Origin of the sequence: Pseudoalteromonas sp. HL-AS2, assembly GCF_031198805.1 — a bacterium.
Classification (GTDB): domain Bacteria; phylum Pseudomonadota; class Gammaproteobacteria; order Enterobacterales; family Alteromonadaceae; genus Pseudoalteromonas; species Pseudoalteromonas nigrifaciens.
Map to the genome: position 1 here is coordinate 442427 of NZ_CP133572.1, position 22937 is coordinate 465363.

Here is a 22937-nt window from a genome sequence, read left to right on the forward strand (position 1 = left end):
CAGCTTGCATTTAAATGCATAACGGTTTTGCTCATCCGTGTAATGTCACTCGCTACTCACATCTTGTTATAAAATTTTACTACTGTTTAGCTTTTAACAACTAAGCAGCAAGAGCTTACTGAATGCTTTTTAAGCAAGTAATTGTTGCTAGTGGTTATTTATTAATCTAAACAAATTTAGAGGCAATATTTATTCTATAAAAGTGAATTATAATTCATATTTTTATTCCCAGATGTATTCCACCCTGATAAACTAAAACCCTTACTTACTCATTATAACTAATTGCACTAGGATCACTTTTTATGTTTAAACCAAGCCTGTTAACCTTGGCTATTTCAAGCACACTTTCAAGTGTGGTTTTATTCTCTAATACCGCTTCAGCTCAAGAACAAGTGGTTACAAAAAACAAATCACTTGAAGTTATAGAGGTTACGGCAACACGACGCAGCGGCTCTGTACAAGCAGCACCACTTAATATAACCGCGCTTGACGCTGATGTAATGAAAGATCAAAACATTAGTGAACTTGCCGATGTAGCACGCTGGGTTCCTGGTTTAACAATTACTGACCAAGGTGGCCGCGAAGGCTCACCTATTATTGTACGTGGTTTAAATACTAACTCATCGGGTCCAGCGTCAGATGGCGGCACCGTAGCAACATATATTAATGAAATTCCGGTAAGCGTTGATATGCGCCTCGTTGATATTGAGCGCGTAGAAGTACTCATTGGGCCACAAGGTACATTATATGGCGCAGGTACATTAGGCGGCGCCATTCGTTACATGCTAAAAGCGCCAGAGCTTGATTATACCTCAGGCGAAATTTACGGTGATGTTTTTCAAACCCAAGAAAGTGACTCAGTAGGCGGTGAAGGCGGCTTTATTTTCAACTTACCAATTATTGAAGATACGCTTGCCATACGTACTAGCTTAAACCTATATAAAGATCCGGGTTTTGTAGATTACAATTATGTTGTTCGTGAGCCGGGAGTATCGCTTAGCGATCCTGATTGGAGCAATACTGATGCCGTTAACAACAACCTTAAACAAGTAAAAGATGCCAATGGCGAAACCACCACTACAGGGCGTATATCAGTTCGTTATAAAGCGAGTGAGTCTTTTGAAGGTACGCTTAACTATTTTTATCAAAAACAAGACAGCGAAGGTCGTTCAATTGTTCATAGCAACAGCTTAAATGCAAACAATGGCTTAAGCGATATAATTGGTAAGTACGAATCAGCGTATCGTTACGAAGAGCCACGCGTGAAAGAAGATCAATTACTTAGCCTAGAACTCAAAGCAGACTTAGGCTTTGCAGAGTTAGTATCGGCTACCGGTATATCAAGCTTTGAAGCTGAAGGTCAACGCGACCAAACAGATTTACTGATCCGTCTTGATTATGGCTACGAAGAATTTCCAGCATTTTCAACATTTACCCGCGAAATTGATGAAGTAGATACTTTTACCCAAGAGCTGCGTTTAGTATCACAAAGTGATAGCGATTTTAGTTGGATAGTAGGTGGTTTTTATAATAAAAAAGACACAGATGCATCAAGTAGAGAATTTACACCAGGTTTTGATCAGTTTGCGGTTGATAACTTTGGCGCAACTCAACTTAGACCTGATGCACTAGAGTACCTAGAAATAACGAGCAGCAAAGTAACAGAGTCGGCTCTTTTTGGTGAAGTGGGTTATCAAGTAACCGACAAACTAGATATAACGCTTGGTGTGCGCTTTTACGAATACGATGTAAAGTCTAAAGCCGCTTTTGACTTTCCGTTAGCAAATACATTATATGATGGTGCTGGCCCTAACGATATCGCTATTAACTTTGAAGAGAATGCAGCAAGTGATAACGGTAATCTGTTAAAATTTAACGCAAAGTATCAATTTAATGACACCGTAATGGGCTATGTAACGGTAAGTGAAGGCTTTAGAATTGGTGGTTCAAATGGCTTGGTTCCGTGCCCTGATCCACTTCCTGATGATCAACAAACAGGCTGTGGTAAACCAGATGAAATGCTATTTGATGCCGATATAACGACCAATTACGAGCTTGGCTTTAAAAGTACATGGTTTAGAAGTCAGTTACACTTTAACGCTGCACTCTTTAACGTAGATTGGGACAATGCGCAAATTACTGGGGCAACCGCAGTGGGGCAACTGCCTTACCTTTCAAACGCTGGCAGTGCTAACGCAAAAGGCATTGAAATTGCTACTCGCGCTATTTTATCAGACTCATTTAGCGCCTATGCAACATACGCTTACACTAAAGCGGAGCTAACATCAGATGCACCATTTTTATTTAACGCCGACGGTACTGATGGCGCTGCAGATGGCGATCGTTTACCTGGTTCACCAGAGCATCAGTTTTCATTAGGTATTAATTACCAAACTGACGTGTTTAACGACAAAACATTAGATATAAACTACGGCTTAACTGCGCAAAGCGACGTTATTTCAAAAGTTGGTTTACGTGATAGTGGTGAAGTACTACCAGGTTACAGCTTAAGTAATATTTCTGCTAAGTTAACTGCAGATGCGTGGTCAACTACATTATATGTTGATAATATGTTTAATAAATATGCTGTTACATCGGTGCGTCGCTCAGATGCCGATATTACAAGTGCTAATGGCGCAGAAATACAACGTAACTATGGCCATTACATTAACCGCCCTCTTACGGTAGGCATTAAATTTAACTACAAGTTTGAAATATAATTTAAATTACATTTAAACTGTACTTAATCTATGTCATAAAGGCTCAAATTTATTTGAGCCTTTTTATTTATACGAGCTAACTATGCCCCCTAGCCTAAAACAGTTACATCAAAGCGCCATAAATTACTTAAACCAAGGTGATGTGCAACAAGCACATAAAACTTTAGTTGAACTTGTTACCCAAAAACCAGACTTTGCAGACGGCTATTTTTTACTAGCTATGGTAAACCTACAAGTGGGGCAAATTTACAAAGCCATTCAGCTGATTGAAAAAGCGCAAGGTTTGCAAGAAAATGTTGAATACACAGCGCAACTGGCAAAATGTTACGCACTTACAGGACAACTACAAAAAGCCAAAGCAACCGCATTAAGTGTTGCACTTAGCAAAATAACCAAAGCGCTGGATGCAGACACTTTAGGCGTTGCACTCACACAAGCGGGTTTACACGAACAAGCGATAAATTACTTTGAATACGCGTTAACACTGGCAAATAACAAACAAACTCCGCAAGCACAGTTCTTTTATAACTTTGGTGTTTGCGCTAAGTTTTTAGGCCTTTTTGAGCAAGCTCAAAATGCGTTTGAAAATGCTATTACTCTAAAACCATTACACCACCAAAGCCACTTTGCATTGAGCGATTTAACTAAGGCAAGTACGCAAACTAACCATATTGAACGCTTAAAAACGGTTGCTGAACAGGTTACTCACCCCGATGCAAAACTACATATTGGCCATGCTCTAGCAAAAGAATATCAAGATATTGGCGCATTTTCGGATGCCTTTTTAGCACTGCAACAAGGTAAAGCCGATAAACTTAAAAACAGCCCATTTGATAACGAGGGATCAGCGGCTTTATTTGCACATATTAAAAAATTAAGCCTTGAGCATAACGAGCCAAACGCCTCAGGTAACCCAAGCAACGAGCCTATTTTTGTTTTAGGTATGCCGCGCTCTGGCACCACCTTAGTAGAGCGTATTTTATCAAGCCACAGCGACGTGCAATCAGCAGGGGAGCTGCAAGACTTTGGCTTGTGTGTTAAAAAAATAAGCAAAACCACCTCGCCGCACGTGCTTGATAACCAAACCTTGAGTAGCGCCTATCAAATTAACTTTGAGCAACTTGGCACTCATTACTTAAATGCTACCCGTGTAGTTACAGGCAATAGTAAACACTTTATTGATAAACTCCCCTTTAACTTTTTTTATATTGATTTAATAAGCAAAGCATTACCTAATGCAAAAATAATTTGCCTGCTGCGCGACCCAATGGACACCTGTATTGGTAACTATCGCCAACTATTTAGTATTAATAACCCTTATTACGCTTATTCGTTAGATTTACTTGATACCGCTAAATTTTATAGCCGTTTTTATAAACTCATGCAGCATTTTCAAAGTTTGCATAAAAATACAATAAAATTAGTTCAGTACGAGGAGTTAGTAGCACAGCCCGAAGTGCAAATTAAAGATTTAGTTAAGTTTTGTGATTTAGCGTGGCAACCGCAGTGTATTGATTTTCATTTAAATACAGCGCCGGTTTCTACCGCCAGTAAAGTGCAGGTTCGTCAACCGCTCAACAACAAAGCTATTGGCCGCTGGCGTGCATTTAAACCACATACAAATGAAATACAGCAGTACTTTAAAGCGCAGGGAATAGGAGTGAAATAACTGCTAAATTACTCAAGGTGAAAGGGAAAGCGTTAAAACAAAAAACATTTTGCTTTATACGGGCTCAGGCCGCGATTAAGTTAACCTTTGTTTTATTGAATTTAACTGCAACGGTTTGATGTCTAGCTACTAAACGCTAGACATCAGCTTAATTTAATTAAGTTTAAGCATCTTCGTCAACGTCTCGAATACGGTCTAAGCGCTCCAGCTCTTCTTCACGAGCGGCTTCAATTTCTTCAAGTATTGCATCAACATCTGCGGCTTCACTGTTATCTTCAAATTCACCTGTTAAAGTGGAGTTAGCCGTTAAGTTAGCCTCAGAAAACAATGCCCACATTTCTTTGGCGTATTGAGTTTGCAATAAAGCTGGGGCATATTCGCCGTAATAACGGCGCATATTATTAACATCGCGAGCAAACATTGCTTCGGCGCTATTATTCGCTGCAGCATTAACCGCTTGCGGTAAGTCAATAATTACCGGGCCTTTGCTGTCAACCAACACATTAAATTCTGATAAGTCGCCGTGGATGATACCCGCACACAACATTAATTTAATGTAATGCATCATTAAGCTATGCTGCCTAGTCGCCTCTTGTTCACTAAGAGCTACATTACCTAACTGCGGTGCAACATCGCCGCTGTCATCGCACACAAGCTCCATTAGCAACACACCATCAATACAGCCGTAGGTGTCGGGTACACGTACACCGGCACTCGCTAAACGTGATAGCGCATCAACTTCGGCATTTTGCCAAATCTCTTCTTCTAATTGGCGACCATAACTTGAGCGTTTACCCATAGCACGCGCTTGGCGCCCACCACGAACTTTACGGCCTTCTTGATATTGTGCGGCTTTTTTAAAACTACGTTTACTGGCTTCTTTATAAACTTTAGCGCAGCGAATATGATCGCCACACTGCACTACAAAAACATCGGCTTCTTTACCGCTCATAAGCCTGCTGAGTACGTCATCAATTAAACCATCATCAACTAGCGGTTGTAGGCGTTTAGGAATTTTCACAGATTTTCTGCTAAATAAAAGGCGCTAATAACGTTTATTTTATTAACTTGGTTATGGTTGTCTAGGTGGTTCAAACGAGGTGTTACCTTTGCGGATTAAGTGCGATTATAGAGTAGTAGCAAGCAGTAATAACATTTAAGTGTAAACTAAGCAGCTACATATATGTGGCTAGAATAAGCGACTCAAGCGTAAAAGCCAACCGCATTTTATAATTTTTCAGCTTTTTTAAACAAACTTTAATACTGGCTGCATTTACTGCAATAAAATTTATGCCTAACTACAATAAATAATGGCTATTTAGTATATAGCCATTATTTATTTTTTAAAAAGAAGTCATTAAATAGCTAATTAAAGCACTTAAAACTGCCATGCTAAAGAAGCCCAATAACGACGTCCGTCTTCTACATAACCATACTCTACTTCGCTAATTTCTTTATCAAATAAGTTATAAACCCCCACGCCTAATTTAATGTTGTTACTTAATTGATAGTTTGCACCTAAATCTGCTGTGGTATAGCTTGGAGCAATTAAGCTACTTTGCGATGGCCCAGTTGTAGGTTGGCTTTCTTCCCCGCGATAGTGCATACGTGCCCATGCACTAAATGCATCGCTTAAAACCCAATTAACAGAGGTTTGCAGTAAGTGTGTTGGTAACTGATTTAATGGGCTTCCTGCATAAGTGCCCGTTTTTTGCTCCGATTCGGTGTAAGTATAATTAGCGCTTGCACTTACTTTACTGCTTAGTTTAAGCGATGCTGATAGCTCAAACCCTTGTGTTACTGCTTCATCAACATTTACGTAGGTTGTTGGGTCTGAACCAAATTCATTTGGACCGTCGGTGCATTGAGTTAATGGGCAAGCTATACGTGATATTTTATCGTCAAACTGATTATAGAAAACAGTGGCCGAGGTACTGAACTTTTCACCTTTATCGTAATAAACACCTACTTCATAATTTATTGATTTTTCAGGCGCCAAATTCGCATTACCATATATATTACCGCCGCGACTAACCTGCCCCCATTCTGGCGTAGTTGCTCGTAAACTAGGTGCTTTAAAACCGGTAGATATACCTCCTTTGACGGTTAAATTATCGCTCGCATTAAGCACACCATATAAACGTGGGCTAATATGGCCGCCAAAGTTACCATCATGGTCGTATCGAATACCGCCGGTTAATGCAAATAACTCGCTGGTTCGCCATTCATCTTCGCTAAATATAGACCATTGCTCGTTATCTATTTGCGATACATCACTTAATTTGTTGCTGGTATGATCGGTTAAATCTTCTTTTTTATAGGAAGCGCCCAATGTCGCATTATGCTCACTCGCAAGCGGAATACTCCACATCGTTTGTGCATCAGTATTTTTAATAAGCATTTCGCGTGATTTATTATTATATTCATCGTACTTTATATAGCTATTAGAACTACCAAAGTCATAATAACCATTATGGCTTACCGAGATGGTTTTTTGCTCGTATTGTGTAGTTGTTGATTCAGGACAACCACTGCGACCACACTCATCCCCTGGGGCAAGTGGCGCAATTGTTTTACCCACAGTCGCATCTAACGTTTGTTCAGCACGGCCAAGCTCTAATGTAACCTCGTGATTTTTATTAGGTGTTACTATAAACTTAGCTTTAAGATTATTTTGCTCTTTACCTCTAAAACCGGCGACTAGGTCATCTTCATCGCGTTTTGTAAATTGCCCGTATAGCTGTACTCCAAGTAGTTCATCAACTAATGAGCCCGCTGTAAAAAAGTTAGCTTGGTTAATGTTCCCAGACTCATTACTTTGTTGAATCGTACTATCTAAACGCACCTCGCCGTACCACTGCTCAGGTGTTTTACGAGTAATTATATTGATTACCCCGCCTATCGCATCAGAGCCATATAAAGATGACATTGGACCGCGAATAACTTCTATACGTTCAATGGCCCCAATAGGCGGTGTCCATGCCCCCTCAACACCTGGACCGTCACTATTTGGCCGTGTTTCGCGCGATGTTTGTCGTTGGCCATCTATTAATATTAATGTATAGCCATTAGCCATGCCGCGCAAACTAATATCTTTTCTGTCGCCACCGCCAGTCACTATAACGCCGGGCACGTCTGTCATAGCGTCGGTTAAATCACGGTAAAAACGACTCGCTAACTCTTCTCTATCAATCACACTAATAGATGCTGGTGCATTTTTAATTAGCTGCTCATACCCTGACGCAGTGACTACCATCACTTCCATGTCATCGTTTGTTTTATTTGCTTGCGCATAATTTGTAAAGGTAAATAAAATTGCGGCACTTAAAGGCAATAATTGTCGACTTGCGGTGTTCATATTTGTTTCCCGTGTTAGAATTACTTAATTGATAATGATTAGCATTTGCGATATTAAGGGTAAGTGCATTGCCGAGCAATATAAGTATGCTAATAATTAGGGGCTGTTGATCTTTGTAGTACATATATCAATCAGCCCACATTGGTAGCCACATCATAGTAAATGCTAAAGCGAGCATTGAATGATAATTTCGTTCAAGCTTTTCATACCGCGTGGCTATCCCTCTATATTGCTTAATACGGCCAAATGCATTCTCAACCAAGTGCCGATATTTGTACATGCACCAGTCAATATCTTCATTGCCTACTAAACTGTTGCCCTTACGTGGAATAACGGGTGTAGCGTTATTATCACGAACAAACGCTCTCAGTTTTTCACTGTCGTAGCCTTTATCTGCGACAACCATATTACTTGTTGGGCAATTAGCTACGAGTGACTCTGCATGGACGATATCATGCGTATTTCCACAGGATAATTCATAATAAACAGGCAACCCTCCGCTATCGACTGCAAGATGAATTTTCGTAGAATTTCCACCTCGGCTCTTTCCAATTGATTCATTGTCAGCAGTTCTTGCACCGCAACTATGTTGATGAGCCCCGACAATACTGCCATCAATGAAGACCCAATCCATGTCCGCATCACGAGATAATGCGCGAAACAGTTCATTCAAAATCCCTTTTTTGGACCATAAATTAAACCGTCTGTAGATAGCACTCCAACGGCCAAAATCAGAAGGTAAATCTCGCCATGGAATACCTGTGCGCATCTTATACAGTATGCCTTCGAGCGTTTTTCTATGGTCGGGCTTATTATAAATTCGACCACTTAAGTACATTACTTTTGATAAGACATTCCATGTCCCGTCTGTTAACATTAATCTTGGCATGTAGGTTCGGTGTAAAGTTTTCTGGCGAATTCAATTATACCTTATCTTCATGCTGTTTGTTTTTCATACCACAAAGATCAACACGCCCTAAATTAAGGAAAACTTAATTACTATGAATATCAAGTTAACACGCTCGTTAACTATGTTTGTGCGCATAGTAGAAACAAACAGTATGAGCTTAGCTGCTAAACAATTAGGCATGACTACTTCTGCTGTAAGTCAGCAAATTAAAACATTAGAACAAGAGGTTGGGTTAAACTTATTCAATCGTAGTCCACGATCATTAAGCTTAACTGAAGCGGGTGATATTTATTATCAAAGCTGTAAAAAGCTGCTGCAAACAGCAGAGCAGACTAAACAAAAACTACAGTATTTAACTGGTATACCAAGTGGCAAACTTAAATTAGTTGCCCCTGTTGGCTTTGGCGCTGGGTTACTTTCTGAACCATTAAAACGCTTAATAGAGCTACACCCAAAATTAAACATAGAACTAATTTTGACAGATGAACCTGTTGATATGCTTAAAGAAGGAGCCGACTTAGCATTGTGTATTGGCCCACTTAACGACTCAAATTTAATAGCCCGAAAATTAGCCCAATGGCCTTATGCTCTTTGTGTTAATGCGACGCACCCTTTAGCAAAAAATGATCAATGTATTGAACAATTAAACCAGCACGCTCATATAGCTCACAGCCATTTAAACTATCAATTATTTAAGCCAAACAGCGCACCATACACACTTAATGCTCCGCGTATAAAAGTAAATAATATGCAATCAGTTATTCAATTAGTATGCGATGGATTAGGTTATGCAATGCTACCAGAGCCAGAAGTGCGCGAACGCATTAAAAACAAAGAGTTAAAGCAACTTAATAAAGACTGGCAACGTTCAAACTACACTGTGTATGCAGTAACGCCAAAACGAGATTTTATTGCTGCAAAGACTTATGCGTTACTCGATATTTTAAAAAAGCACTTCGCTGAAGTCACCTTAGGCACTAAGCACCACTTATAACAATTAGCATTATTGTTATATATAACAAATGATAACAACCAGTTAAAAATAAAAACGAAAAGAGTTTAAATTTTATTCGACTCTAGTATTGAGTTAAATTAGATAATGTTTACAATATCAATAAGGTGCTGCTTAATTAATATAAAATAAATTTCTCGTTTTTATTAACGCTATGCGCTCAGACACATTAACTATTATTTAGGAACTTTTCTGAGTGACTCCAGCACAACATTCAGCATTATTTGCAGCCCAACAACAGATTATAGAGCAGATCGCATTGGGTGTAGATATACACCTGTGCCTGCATAATATCTGCGAGCAAATTGAAGCAATAATTGACTCTAAAAATGCTAAAAGCTCGATTTTAACTCTAGAGGGCAACCAACTTCGCCACGGTGCTGCGCCTAAACTTCCCCCTGAATATTGCCAAGCAATAGACGGTGTTACAATTGGAGATAATGTAGGCTCATGTGGCACTGCAGTGTACACAGAGCAACAAGTTATTGTTAGTAACATAGCTACTAGCCCACTTTGGGCTAATTATAAAACTATTGCATTAGCACATGGTTTGCAAGCGTGTTGGTCTACTCCTATTTTTTCCTCAGACAACAAAGTGCTCGGTAGTTTTGCCGTTTATTACACGCATCCAAACGCACCAACCGCATTAGATTTAAAGCTTATTGAACGCTTTACTCATTTATCGGGCCTAGCAATAGAAAAAGCGCGCTCTGTCGCAAGAGAAAAAGCACTTAGTTTAGAGCTACAACGTTCTAACGATAAATTAAAAGCATTTATTGAGGTGATCCCCGATTTAGGAATCATTTTTGATGAACAAGCGCGGTATATTGAAAGTTATGGTGCTAGCAACGAGTTGCAATGTAATAGCTTAAATAATGAGCAGCGCATAAGCTCGCTACCATTAGGTGATCCTAATAAAGTAATCTCTATCATTACTAAAACACTGAAAACAGAGCAAGTACAACTGTACGAGTACGAACTTAATTGTATGGGTAACCGACATATTTTTGAAGCTAGAACGTCAATTATTAATAACTACCTACTTGATGAGCCAAATAAAAAACATGTTTTATGGATGATACGCGACATTACCGAGCGTAAACTTGCTGAAGAGCAAGTTAAAAAGTTGGTGTTTTACGACCCATTAACCACATTGCCTAATCGCCGCATGCTAACTGACACGCTTGAATTGATGATCAGCGAATCTAAAAAGCAGCTTTTATTTGGCACTCTATTATTTTTAGATTTAAATGACTTTAAGCGCATTAATGATTCATTAGGCCATGTTATCGGTGACGAGGTTTTACTAGAAGTTGCTATGCGGTTAAAAACCGTTATTAAAAATGCAGGTATTATTGCGCGAATTGGTGGCGATGAATTTGTAATTTTACCTAAGCACCTAAGTAGTAATAAAAACAATGCACAAAGCCAGGCAATAGTGTGTGCCAACCAAATACTCGACTGCTTCAAAAACCCATTTAAAATAAACAACTGTAGTTATAAAATTACCGTCAGTATTGGCATTAGTTTTATTGAAGGCCCAGACACAACAAGCAACGATGTATTAAAGAGGGCCGATACAGCTATGTATAGCGCCAAAAAATTTGGCGGCCATCGTTTTGCGTTTTACGATCCGGCACTGCAACACGAATTAGACTTACGTTTACAATTAGAAAGCGACATTATAACTGCAATAAAAGAAAAGCAGTTTGCGGCTTACTTTCAGCCGCAACTTGATTGCCAAGGTAATATTATAGCCGCTGAGGCATTAATTCGCTGGATACACCCTATAAAAGGCATTATATCACCCTACTACTTTATTCCTGTTGCGGAACAATCTGGTCTGATTGATCAATTGCAAAGCAGTGTACTGTTTGACGCCTGCATGTTAATTAAAACGCTAGAGCAAACACAGCAACTTCATGATTCATTTTGTGTTGCTATTAATATTAGCGCCTGCCAATTTATAACACATTCCTTATACAACAATATTGTTAGTATTGTAGATGCGTTTGGTATATCTCCTACAAGATTTAAACTGGAGATAACCGAAAGCATTTTACTGGATGACATGGCTGAAAATATTGCACAAATGCAGCAGCTCAAAGCTAAAGGGTTTAGGTTTTCGATTGATGATTTTGGCACTGGTTATTCATCGTTAGCCTATATACACACTTACCCCGTTGATGAGCTAAAAATAGATAAAAGCTTTATTGATAAAATACATGAAGGTAATAGAGGGTCTGCCATTGTAAGTACTATAATCTCACTTGCGCACAACCTTGGCTTTAATGTTATTGCCGAAGGCGTTGAAACCGCAGAGCAAGCTAAAACACTCGCACAACTTAATATTACCGGTATTCAAGGCTATTATATGGCTTATCCTATGCCCGCAGCTGAGTTTATTTCTTGGTTAAAACAACAACGTAACAGTTAGTAACAGCAAAGAATAAGAAGCGCAGCGCCCCCCCTAACCTCTTTATAAATAATTTACTTAGAACTATATTTGCAAATGCATTTTAGGCTTTTTGAACCTCAAAGTGGTTAAAGTGAACTACCATCGACGCCACTTCGTGTCGATCAATGGGTTTTCTCGGAGTTTTTTGGATAAAATAACGTGTCTGGTTTTATTTCTAACTGAAACTTACTGTGACACGTTAAAATTTTATTCTGATTTATTAGCTATTTTTTGTAAATTCTCGTGAATTTTGAATAAAACGATAAGTAGTTCACACCAAATTCTAGCGCCAATTACACCACCAACAATAATACCAAGCCCAGCCCAAAAACCACCACCGTACTGCACAAACATAGTGGTTACACCAGAAATTACAGCACCTAGTAACATTAACCAATATACAAAAGTAATGATTTTAGGTGTCAGCATAGATTCAAAGAAAAAAATATCTTTCATTTTTTAGTCCTTTTTAAAATAGTCAGTAAATTTTTATTTCACAAAAATGAGCGCTTACTAGCCCTCATAGTTATTATCTAGCTAGCCTTAATAAAGCTAACAGGCTGTATATTTAATTAAAGCTAATTACGCTATTAAATTAAAAATTAGGTGTCGCAGTTACTTATTTAAATTATCGAGTTCTTTTTCTAAGTCTTTCATTGCTTTTTGCGCTTTGAACTCTTCGTAAAGCGCTTCGCGTGAACCGGGATCTAAACGTTTACCTGATTTAGCCACTAGGTTATTAAAGGTATCTTGTGTGTTATTAGTGCTAAAGAATAAGTAAAAAGCATGAAATTCCATAGGTTTTACTTATATTTAATTGACTCATTTAATAACAGCTGTTAAAAATAAGCAACAAATATGAATATAAACTTAATAGGGATATTTAATGAAAAAAGGAATTCAGTTTGCTGTAATTTCTAGCATTTTGTTATCTGGTTGTGCTTTAGATAGTAAAATTAACGGCATGATTGGTGGCTTAAATAATCTACTAACAACAGCAAAACTACCTGTAACCTACATGCGCCCAGCTAATCAAGATAACACCGATAAAATAAAACGTATTGCTGTTATTACCGATAGAAGCTCTTCAAATGCAGTGAACTTAATTGAAAGTAACCTTTCAGCTATTCGCGTTAATGACAAGCCATACTTTACTTTTGTTGATCAAGCAGCGCTTGATAAAGTAATTGCTCAACAGCGCTTTAATGAAGGTGACCTAACAAACTCAAATAATCGTACTCGATTAGGTAAACTTACTGGCGCAGACACTTTAGTAACCGCTCTGTATGGTTCTGATGTTGAAACATCAACCTATTACGAAGAGCGTAGTGAATGTGTTGAAAAAGGTGACAAATGGTATAAATGCAAACGCTCTCGTGATGTTAAAGTTCGATGCTCTGAAAAACTAGCTAAAGTAATACTAGAGCCAAAAGCAATATCTGTTGAATCTGGTGAAATCATTTTCACAAAACGATACAGCCAACAGGTAAGCAGTAAAGTTTGCGAAGGTGATGATCCTCACAATTCTGATAGTGCGCTATTAGGGCAAGCAGTTTCTCAGATATCAGAAGAACTAATTCAAGATGTTGCCCCGCATAGCGTTACAAAATTAGTTGAATTAATGGAATCGGATGATTCTGACATGTCCGACGATGCTGAAAAAATGCTGGATATGGGAATAGAGTTTGCTGAAAAAGATATGCCAGATAACGCCTGTAAGATGTTTAGTAGAGCTCAAAGTATTTATTCTGAATCACTAGCAATTAATTATAATAATGCTGTTTGTGCAGAAAGAGCAGCTGACCTAGAGCTAGCCCTTGCATATTATCAAAAGTCTCATAATCTAACTATGGATGTTGATGAGCTAAAGTATATTATTGAAGGTGAGCAGCGTTTGTTAGATCGTAACAAACATAATGCTAAACTAGCTCAAAATAATAACCACAATCGTTTATAAAACAAACTTTGCCCAGCAAATGCTGGGCTATTTGGTTGAAACATGAATAAGAAATTACTTCTTTTTATATCTATGCTTTTATTTTCTTTCACAGTAGAGGCACAAACACACTCTAATTGCAGCTGTGCCCATTACTACCCAACACAAGCTCAAACCCCTGATTGGATAGGCATAGATAAAGTAACCGACACCCTCTATGTTAGCTCCGGCTCTTCTCAATGCTCTGGACTAAAGTCAATTGACGAACGCCGTTCTGCACTTGAAGCTCGAAAAGCACTCACAAAGCTTCTTAAAACTGAAATAGAAATTAAAGAGGAAAATAAACTCTTCTCTTCTAATTCCATAAGTAACTTACAGTTTAATTCTACAGCTAAAATAACAAGCGACCAGCTGCTAAAAAACGCTAAAATATTCGAACGATGGGTAGATAAAAATAACTGCGTGGTTTATGCAGGAGTAACAATAAACCATACAGATATACAAAAAGCGCAAGCACAAAAAAAGCAAGAGGCACAGTCAAAACTGTCCGCTAAGAATAACTGCATAAAAAGTACTGGCTCGCAAGCAGGTGAAGTTAAAAGCTTATTAACCGCTAAGTTTATTCAAAATGGCTTTAATATCACAGACTCAGCCTGCGACGTTTATTACCATGTAAAAAACTCAATTGTTAAGAGTAGTCAAAATAAAGTTTTTACTAGGTTACAGTTAGAAATAATTACTCACACTAACAAGCGTCTTTGGCAGGATCATTATCAAGGTAAAGGTATTAGCTTTTCTAAAAGATCAACGCAGCAATTACTACAAATCGCAAATGAAGACAGCATATCACTATTAATTGAAGATATTATTAAACTAAAAGATACTCCCGTTAATTAGCGCATATTTTAAGGAATGAAATGCCCGTGGAAAATAACAGCACACCTACAGAACAAGTTACTGAAGAAAAAAAAACAACTATAAAAAAACTTAAAGAATATTTTATTTTGTTAATGGTGGCGCTTATGGGCTTAGGTAACTGGGCAGATACTAAAGCTCTATCAATAGAAGCATATAATGGATTTATTACTAACTTTACAAATAAAATTGAAGAAAAAAAGATTTCAAAGTTAGACATAGGTAACTACCTTCCATATGCGCAAAAACAAATAGGTATACCGCAAGTCATTAAAACTTCAAAAATTGATGAACGTTACGAATATCGTTATTATAAAGAAGATAAATACCTCCTAACTTTAATCAATAAAGAAACTCGCATAGTAGCTATTGTTGTCCATAGCCTGTCCTATGACAAAAGCTTAGTTGACGATTTCTCACCTAAGGTACCGTTTAGTAACTTTAAATTAAAAGAGCACAGTCTTGAACAAATAGTGCCTGATAGTAATGAATTTTTTTATGACAGTAATAACATTAAATACTACATGCAAGTAAAACAACTCAATGCCCAAGGTATGTTTCTTAACTTAACGAGTGGCTTTAGTGATTATACTGAGCTAAAGGGAAATGTTGCTGAGGATCTATTCAAATTAGATGAAGTAACTTTGATGAGTGACGAGCAAACGCTTACTTCACCTATCACCAAAAAATTAGCAACCAATAAAGCAACTTTTTACGCAATCTCAGAATTACCAAGCGAATATATTGCTGATTCACTACTTACTAAATATGAATTTAACGTTTATTTTTAAGGAACAAAATGCGACATTTTTCATTGTTTTTACCACTACTTTGTACTTTTACAGTAACAAATATAAGTGCGAACACTTTTACTGAGTTTAAAAAGCAGCAACTTTTAGAAGCAACCAGTTTCAGCAAGCAATATAAACAAGATTACGCAAATTTTAGAGAAGCTTATTTAGCTGATTACGACTCTTTTAGAGATTCATTACTTAAGCATTGGTCTGTGCCCATCCAAAGCAGCACATTAAAGCAGGTCGTTTACAGTGCAGACCTAAAAAGTCGCATAATTATTGACGAACAAAGCATGACGGTTACTGTAGAAACATTAGATTCTCACAGTACGCTTGGACAAGCAGCTGAGACATTAATAACTGATAAAAATCTAGCCTCGTCTTTAGAATTAATAAGCCCAACTAAACAAGAATTAGAAAATAGCTTAGCAATTTCAAAAAGTGAAATTAAAAGTCAAAAAGAGTTAAAACAGAACCAAGAAACGCTAGCACAAGAAATAACTACACAGTATGAACAGTCGCTAAGCAGTGTTGATAAAAACACTCAATTAAAGCCTCAACAAGCAATACAAAGTAAACAGCAATTAGCCATAGAAAAACAGCAGCGTATTGAAAAATTAAACACATCACTCAGCACCAAAGATAATGATGTGACTTATAAAAATATTACTTCTCGTACTTTTTCACTCCCTGACGAATATTTACATAAAAAAGTGAGTCCTTACTTAAACTTTTACTTACAATACGAGCAACAACAACTACCTCTGTTATTAGCAATTTCGCATGCTGAGTCATCTTTTAATCCAAATGCTAAGTCGCATATTCCCGCATTTGGGCTAATGCAAATTGTACCTAATTCAGCAGGTTTAGATGTAGCAAGAAAACACTTTAAAAAAGATATAGCGCCAACACCAGAGGAGCTTTTTGATCCTGATACCAATATCACTTATGGATCTGCTTACATTTCTATTTTAGACAAAAGTTATTTACGGAAAATAAAAGATCCAATAAGTCGTAAATATTGCGCAATTGCAGCTTACAATACTGGTGCAGGAAATGTAGCTAAAGCGTTTAATACTGATAAAAGCCGAAATATTAATCGTGCTATTTCTATTATAAACGACCTAGATAGTGAAAGTGTTTACAGTCACTTAATTGCAAACTTACCCTATGATGAAACAAAAAAATACCTTAAGAAAGTAAACAAGCTTGAACAGCAGTACCAAGCAAATATTAATCAATGGAACCTTAATAATAAGGAAATCAAACATGAAAAATAAACTTTTACCAATAGCCACTATTTTCTTTTTAAGCGCATGTGGATCAACTCAACAGCCACAATCAACCCCCTTTAGTAATGCTGATACTGTACCAAGCTGGGTTTTAATGCCAAGCGCACCTGAAGGAGGGTTAGCCTCATCTAGCTGTGTACCTTGGAGTGGTAATATGGCAGCAAGTAGAGCACAGGCTGTAGCTAGCGCGCGCGCTGATTTAGCAACACAAATTAATAGCAAAGCTCAAGTTCTTGATACCTTAATAAATAAGCAAATGCAGCAGCAAGATTCTGTACAAACACAAAGTTCTTTTACACAAGTAAGCCGCCAAACAGCCGAAGAAAGCCTTGTTGGTAGTATTGCAAAAGAAGTCAGCTTTGCTCAAATAAATAACCAAAAGCAACTATGTGCATTAGTTATTATGGAAAATACTAAGCCTATTTTCGATAAGTTGATTGAAAAGTCAGGCAAAAATCTGAGCCCTAATGATGAAGATATGCTTTACCGTGAATTTAGATTGCAACAAACCACTGAAGAGTTAAATAACTTAGCAAACTAACTCCATATTAAAATGAATACTGTAGAGTAAAGTTACTCTACAGTATGTCAGCACTACCCTAAAGCCAGCCATACACCAACGGCGACCATTAAACTGCCCGCAATGCGATTCATCCACTGGATGTTATTACCGCGCGTTAAAAATAATCGTAAGCTTTTTCCACCTGTTGCATAAGCCAACATACTTAAAAATTCGGTAACCATTATTACACTTAACAACACTAATAGTTGCGGGGCTACGTCATGTTCAATGCTTATAAATGGTGGTAGTAATGAGATCATAAACGCCCAGCCTTTTGGGTTGGCTATTGCAGTTACAAAGCCTTGCGTAAACAGTGACTGGCGACTTACAGCTGTGGCATTGCTGGTATTTACCGACATTTTTCCTTTAGAACGCCACATATTTATACCAATGTAAATTAAGTATGCACCGCCTACCCACTTTAAAATAGCAAACGCCTCTGGATAATTAAGCATAATACTCGCCACGCCAAGCACTGCAGCAACGGCAACACTAGCAACGCCGAGTAGTTCGCCAAGCATCATCCACAAAGTGCGCCGCACGCCAATACTCATGCCTAGCGTCATGGCTAACGTCATACACATACCTGGGGTGATCGAAACAAAAAAGAAGGTGGGAATAAATACCGCGAGTACTGTTATATCAATCATTTAAAACTCGTAATGGGTTAAAGACAAAGTTGTAATAGGTTCTAGGCGAAAGGGTAAAGGAAAAAGAGCTAAGGTGAAAGATAAATGATATGTAATATGACCATTTGTACTCGCTCACATTGAGCCAGTTTTTGGTAAGGTCCCCCCCCTTAAACAAAGTATCAGCCCAAAATAAATTTTACCTATTAGTAAAACATCTTCCCACTTGAAAGCCCTGAACAGCAAGGCTTTCGCGTTATTTATCCTTTATTATGAAAAACAAAAAGCGTCTGAATTTGGAAATTTTATACACTCATATATGGCAAAAGTCTGAGATGATAAAGTGCAAAAATACATTTTGTTGCTCTAAAGTGCGGCGTACATACGCTCACTTTGCATTGGGAAGGTGCCGTGAGATTTAGAGTGGATCTTCTTGCTCTCACAGCACAAACACGTACTTTACTACTGCCTCGGTGTTGGCTCTGCCACTTGCTCCGTTGTTACCTTTTCCGGCTCAGCCTCTTCATCCATTAACAGGTATTTGTTTAGCCACTGCTCTTGTTCCCACAACACATGCAGTAAGCTTTTACGAGCACGATAACCATGTGCTTCATGGGGTAGCATAACTAAACGCGCTTCTTTACCTAAGCCTTTTAACGCGGCGTACATACGCTCACTTTGCATTGGAAAAGTTCCAGAATTCGGATCTTCTTGCCCGTGAATCATCAACATTGGCTCGTTAATTTTTTCGGCATGAAAAAAGGGCGACATGTTTGCGTACACATCTTGGGCTTGCCAAAAGTCGCGCTCTTCGCCTTGAAAGCCAAACGGCGTTAAGGTGCGATTATACGCGCCACTGCGGGCAATACCGGTTTTAAACAAGTCACTATGCGCTAATAAGTTAGCCACCATAAATGCACCATATGAATGCCCTGCTATGGCAATATTGTTTTTATCAGCAATTCCTTTTTTAACCAATACATCTACGGCAGCTTGTGCGCTGGCCACTAGTTGCTTTCTAAAGTTATCATTTGGTTCACTGCCCTCAATACCTACAATAGGCATTTTAGGATCGTCAAACACCGCAATACCTTTAGCTAAGTAAGGCATTGGGCCCCAGTAACCAATAGAGGTAAACTCATAAGGCGATTCACGCACTTGAGAAGCGACTGCTTTGTCTTTATATTCAAGCGGGTATGCCCACATTAATACAGGTAATGGACCTTGAGATTTATCATAACCTGGTGGTAAATAAAGTGTGCCTGAAAGCTCAACACCGTCATCTCGGGTATAACGTAATTGCTCTTTTGTTACGCCTTTAAATGCAGGGTAAGGGTGCTCAAAATTAGTAATTTGAGTTAAATTTTGTTTATTTAAATCACGAATAAAAAAGTTAGGTTGCTCTGTTTTAGACTCTCTAATAGTAATAAAACGCTTACCTTCGTCATCAAGTAACGCACGAACACGCTCATAATAAGGTGCCGCTGATTGCCACAAACGTTTGCTGCTATTAGTTTTTACATCGTATTGGTCTAAAAACGGCACATTACCTTGCTCTGATGCGCCATTACCGCGTAAAAATAGATAGCGTCCGCCAACCACTTTTATTACCTTGCTGCCTAAATCATTGCGCTCATATAGTGCTCTACCAGGGTCTTTGTAAGCATCGTTGTAACTACGCTCTGAAAATAATATGCGGTTTTTATCAGCATCACGTGGGGCAATAATATAAGTACGCACTTGGCGGTCACTAAAGCGCCAATCGCTGAGCATAGCAATATTATCGTTACCCCATTCTATACACGAATAACGACGCTCTACTTTAGCAAACAGTTTAGGCTCGCGCTTAAACGGTGCACGTAAGCTGTAAATAAAGTCGTGATATTCAACATCGGTTTTCATATCACCGCCATCTTGCGCTTCAGCCCAAATAACCTCTGCACCTTGATCGCCTCGCCACTCAAAGTCACGTCTGCCAGTACGTACACTGTCGTAGCCTTGTGGAATATTATCGGCTAATGGTTGTTTTGCCAGCTCAACTAATGAAAAACCACGCATTCCCCATATTTGCCATGTTGTAGCAAAGCGGTTGTATGGAACTTGATACGAAAATGGCTCGTTTATGCTTGCCACTAATATATTGGTTGAGTCGGGTGATACTGAAAATGACTTAAGCAACGCAGGGCGGCCAATCGGTTGCGCATGACCATCAAGCGTTATATAGGCGAGTTGCCCTTGGCCATAAAACTTAAACTGCGCCTCATCAAACGGACCGGTTAATAAGTTTTGATAAGTACGTGCAGGGGCTTTTTCGCCGCTACTTTGCTGAATAACAGGCACAGTACTTTGACTATCATTTTGTAACCTGGTTTTTCCTAAATTAACGGCTAAATTTGCAACCAAGGCACTGCTATCGGGTAGCCATTCATAGGGGGATGCAGTAAGGACAGAGTTTAGCGCAATTGAGTTTAGCTCATTAGCTTGTTTTGTTTTTACATTGTATAACCATAAACGCGCATCATTTTTTTGCTCAACCACGAAGGCTAAGTACTCACTATTTGATGACCACTTTGGCGCGCGAACAATACCTTGTGGCAAGTTATTAATATTAATAACCGTACCACTTTGTACGTGTTTAATTTGCACCGCACTGTATTTTGCACTTACGCGTGAGCGTGAAAAGTTTGCCGGGTTGAGTTTAATACCCGCCAGTTTAAGCTCCTCTTTTGCCAACTCATCTAGCGACACAACACGTTTGCGCTCAAACAATGCCAGCCATTGGCCATCGTCTGACAAACTACTGGTGGGCGATAACTTAGCATCTACTAATGCAGCAAGTTCAGCCGATGGCGTTTGATATCCTTGCTCTGCATAGCTCATTGGCAGTAATGCAATACAGCCAATAAAGGCAACTAACAGCCTAAAAGCGCTCATGTTTTGTCCTTTAGTAATTATTTAGTTTAATAAAGCTATCTAAACATGTTTTGCCGCATTCATAAAGCATTAAGGTTATACAAAATAGCGTAAATGATTTATCGCCACCCTAACTTAAGCTACACTACAGCGCTATTTATAAAGTGCTGTACACCTAAAAAACAATGCTGATGAATAAAGTAAATGCCGTCATATTTTTTAATATTACCCATTAATATAAAATGACTTTATAAGCATTGAACTTGTGTAGAACTAGTGCGCTAAATTTACTGTACTACTACCGTTATTATTGTAATAACCATCACAAAAAATAAGCTTACCTGTTTCTATATGGGTAAATTTAAACTTACTAAAAAGAGATCCTAGCCAATGAAAAAAGTGCTGGTAATTGGCTACGTATGGCCAGAGCCCAACTCATCTGCTGCAGGCACGCACATGATGTCGTTATTAAATGCCTTTAGAGCCCAAAACTGGCAAGTAGAGTTTGCAACGCCGGCACTGCGCACCGAGCACATGGTCAACCTTGACGACTTTGGTATTAGTAGCCAGAGCATTGCGCTTAACTGCGAAAGTTTTGACGATTACGTTAAAGCATATGCTCCCGATATCGTTATGTTTGACCGTTTTATGATGGAAGAACAGTTTGGTTGGCGCGTTGATAAGCATTGCCCGAATGCGCTGAAAATTTTAGATACTGAAGATCTACAATGTTTGCGTAATGCCCGCCACGAAGCCCACAAAGGCGAGCGAGAATTTACCACTAACGACTTGCATTCAGACATAGCAAAACGCGAAATTGCAGCCATCTTACGTTGCGATTTAAGCCTTATTATTTCTAGCTATGAAATGAGTTTACTTAATGATGTATTTAAAATAGAGCCTAGCTTATTACACCATTTACCTTTTATGGTCGATTTAAACACATTGCCCACCAGCACTAAAACCTTTGAGCAGCGCCAACACTTTATGACCATCGGTAACTTTAGGCACGCGCCAAACTGGGATGCAGTGCTTTATTTACAACAAATTTGGCCTCTTATTCGCAAGCAACTGCCTAAAGCTGAGCTGCATATTTATGGATCGTACCCGCCGCCAAAAGCAACTGCACTTAACAACCCTAAATCGGGGTTTTTAATTAAAGGCTGGGCCGATAATGCGTTTGAGGTAATGCAAAGCGCACGAGTATGTTTAGCACCACTGCGTTTTGGCGCAGGTATTAAAGGTAAATTACTTGAAGCCATGATTATGCAAACCCCAAGTGTTACCACTAATATTGGCAGTGAAGGTATGCATAATGAGTTACCTTGGCCTGGAAAAATAGCAAACACCGCCGAAGATTTTGCAAATGCAGCCGTTGAAATGTACAACAATCAAAGTGAATTTGAACAAGCACAACAAGATGGCAATACACTACTTAATACGCTGTATGACAAAGCCCAATTAAGCGCTGCGTTAATTCAAAAAGTCGATTCAATAAGTAGCGATTTAAACGCCCATCGCGAAAAAAACTTTACAGGCCAAATGCTCAAACATCATACAATGCGCAGCACACAATACATGTCGCAATGGATAGCTGAAAAAAATAAAAAATTAGATTAAAAATGACTAGACACACACCAATTAGTGTTTAAAATCGCGCCCATTAAACGTGGGCAAATTTTTAATACCAATCTACCTTAAACGGTACAATTCAGCGAGAATTAAAATGAGCTTAGCCAAGGCGCTTGAATGATAAAATAGTGGTTCTA

17 protein-coding genes are annotated in these 22937 nt (G+C 38.6%); 10 read left to right on the plus strand and 7 right to left on the minus strand.

The window, feature by feature from the left end; all coding sequences use genetic code 11:
* The first annotated feature begins 302 nt into the window (after positions 1-302).
* Positions 303-2720 carry a TonB-dependent receptor domain-containing protein gene (locus tag RB215_RS16860; RefSeq protein WP_309217215.1) on the plus strand — a complete coding sequence of 806 codons (2418 nt, stop codon included), beginning with the start codon at positions 303-305 and terminating at the stop codon, positions 2718-2720.
* A gap of 82 nt (positions 2721-2802) precedes the next feature.
* On the plus strand, positions 2803-4389 hold the full coding sequence (locus tag RB215_RS16865) for a sulfotransferase (RefSeq protein ID WP_309217216.1): 1587 nt from the start codon (positions 2803-2805) through the stop codon (positions 4387-4389).
* A 163-nt stretch (positions 4390-4552) separates the two neighbouring features.
* Here the strand turns inward: RB215_RS16865 and RB215_RS16870 are convergent, their stop codons facing one another.
* From RB215_RS16870 to RB215_RS16880, 3 genes are all read right to left on the minus strand, one after another.
* Positions 4553-5410, minus strand: coding sequence for a PA4780 family RIO1-like protein kinase (locus RB215_RS16870; protein WP_309217217.1), 858 nt, complete (start codon positions 5408-5410; stop codon positions 4553-4555).
* Positions 5411-5767: 357 nt separating this feature from the next.
* Complete coding sequence (locus RB215_RS16875) at positions 5768-7747, minus strand: ligand-gated channel protein (protein ID WP_089369170.1); 1980 nt, start codon at positions 7745-7747, stop codon at positions 5768-5770.
* A 127-nt stretch (positions 7748-7874) separates the two neighbouring features.
* Complete coding sequence (locus RB215_RS16880; protein ID WP_309217218.1) at positions 7875-8636, minus strand: IS5 family transposase; 762 nt, start codon at positions 8634-8636, stop codon at positions 7875-7877.
* A 112-nt stretch (positions 8637-8748) separates the two neighbouring features.
* On the opposite strand from RB215_RS16880, the gene RB215_RS16885 reads away from it, so the two are divergent.
* Positions 8749-9651 (plus strand): LysR family transcriptional regulator, encoded by a 903-nt coding sequence (locus RB215_RS16885; protein WP_089369169.1) that lies wholly within the window; start codon positions 8749-8751, stop codon positions 9649-9651.
* 214 nt (positions 9652-9865) lie between these two features.
* Positions 9866-12106 (plus strand): EAL domain-containing protein, encoded by a 2241-nt coding sequence (locus RB215_RS16890; RefSeq protein WP_309217219.1) that lies wholly within the window; start codon positions 9866-9868, stop codon positions 12104-12106.
* A 228-nt stretch (positions 12107-12334) separates the two neighbouring features.
* On the opposite strand, the gene RB215_RS16895 is transcribed toward RB215_RS16890, so the two are convergent.
* Positions 12335-12583, minus strand: coding sequence for a DUF4282 domain-containing protein (locus tag RB215_RS16895; RefSeq protein ID WP_011329879.1), 249 nt, complete (start codon positions 12581-12583; stop codon positions 12335-12337).
* Between the two features lie 159 nt (positions 12584-12742).
* Positions 12743-12925: a hypothetical protein gene (locus tag RB215_RS16900; RefSeq protein WP_011329878.1), complete on the minus strand. Its 183-nt coding sequence runs from the start codon at positions 12923-12925 to the stop codon at positions 12743-12745.
* 88 nt (positions 12926-13013) lie between these two features.
* On the opposite strand from RB215_RS16900, the gene RB215_RS16905 reads away from it, so the two are divergent.
* Genes RB215_RS16905 through RB215_RS16925 form a run of 5 tightly spaced genes read left to right on the plus strand, consistent with a single transcriptional unit; the run spans position 13014 to position 17605 of the window.
* Complete coding sequence (locus RB215_RS16905; protein ID WP_011329877.1) at positions 13014-14084, plus strand: CsgG/HfaB family protein; 1071 nt, start codon at positions 13014-13016, stop codon at positions 14082-14084.
* 42 nt (positions 14085-14126) lie between these two features.
* Entirely contained in the window at positions 14127-14960 is an 834-nt protein-coding gene (locus RB215_RS16910) for a TonB-dependent receptor (protein ID WP_065813980.1), read from the plus strand.
* Between the two features lie 20 nt (positions 14961-14980).
* On the plus strand, positions 14981-15769 hold the full coding sequence (locus RB215_RS16915) for an ETEC_3214 domain-containing protein (protein ID WP_182678908.1): 789 nt from the start codon (positions 14981-14983) through the stop codon (positions 15767-15769).
* Between the two features lie 8 nt (positions 15770-15777).
* Positions 15778-17052, plus strand: coding sequence for a transglycosylase SLT domain-containing protein (locus RB215_RS16920; protein WP_011329874.1), 1275 nt, complete (start codon positions 15778-15780; stop codon positions 17050-17052).
* Entirely contained in the window at positions 17042-17605 is a 564-nt protein-coding gene (locus RB215_RS16925; RefSeq protein WP_011329873.1) for a hypothetical protein, read from the plus strand. The genes RB215_RS16920 and RB215_RS16925 overlap by 11 nt, the downstream gene beginning before the upstream one ends.
* 53 nt (positions 17606-17658) lie before the next feature.
* Here RB215_RS16925 and RB215_RS16930 read toward each other — a convergent pair whose 3' ends face one another.
* Both RB215_RS16930 and RB215_RS16935 read right to left on the minus strand, forming a co-directional pair.
* Positions 17659-18276 (minus strand): LysE family translocator, encoded by a 618-nt coding sequence (locus RB215_RS16930; protein WP_309217222.1) that lies wholly within the window; start codon positions 18274-18276, stop codon positions 17659-17661.
* Between the two features lie 441 nt (positions 18277-18717).
* Positions 18718-21189, minus strand: coding sequence for a prolyl oligopeptidase family serine peptidase (locus tag RB215_RS16935; protein WP_309217223.1), 2472 nt, complete (start codon positions 21187-21189; stop codon positions 18718-18720).
* Between the two features lie 369 nt (positions 21190-21558).
* Between RB215_RS16935 and RB215_RS16940 the strand changes: the two genes are divergently transcribed.
* Positions 21559-22788, plus strand: a complete 1230-nt coding sequence (locus RB215_RS16940) for a glycosyltransferase (RefSeq protein WP_086994632.1) — start codon at positions 21559-21561, stop codon at positions 22786-22788.
* Positions 22789-22937: the final 149 nt, after the last annotated feature.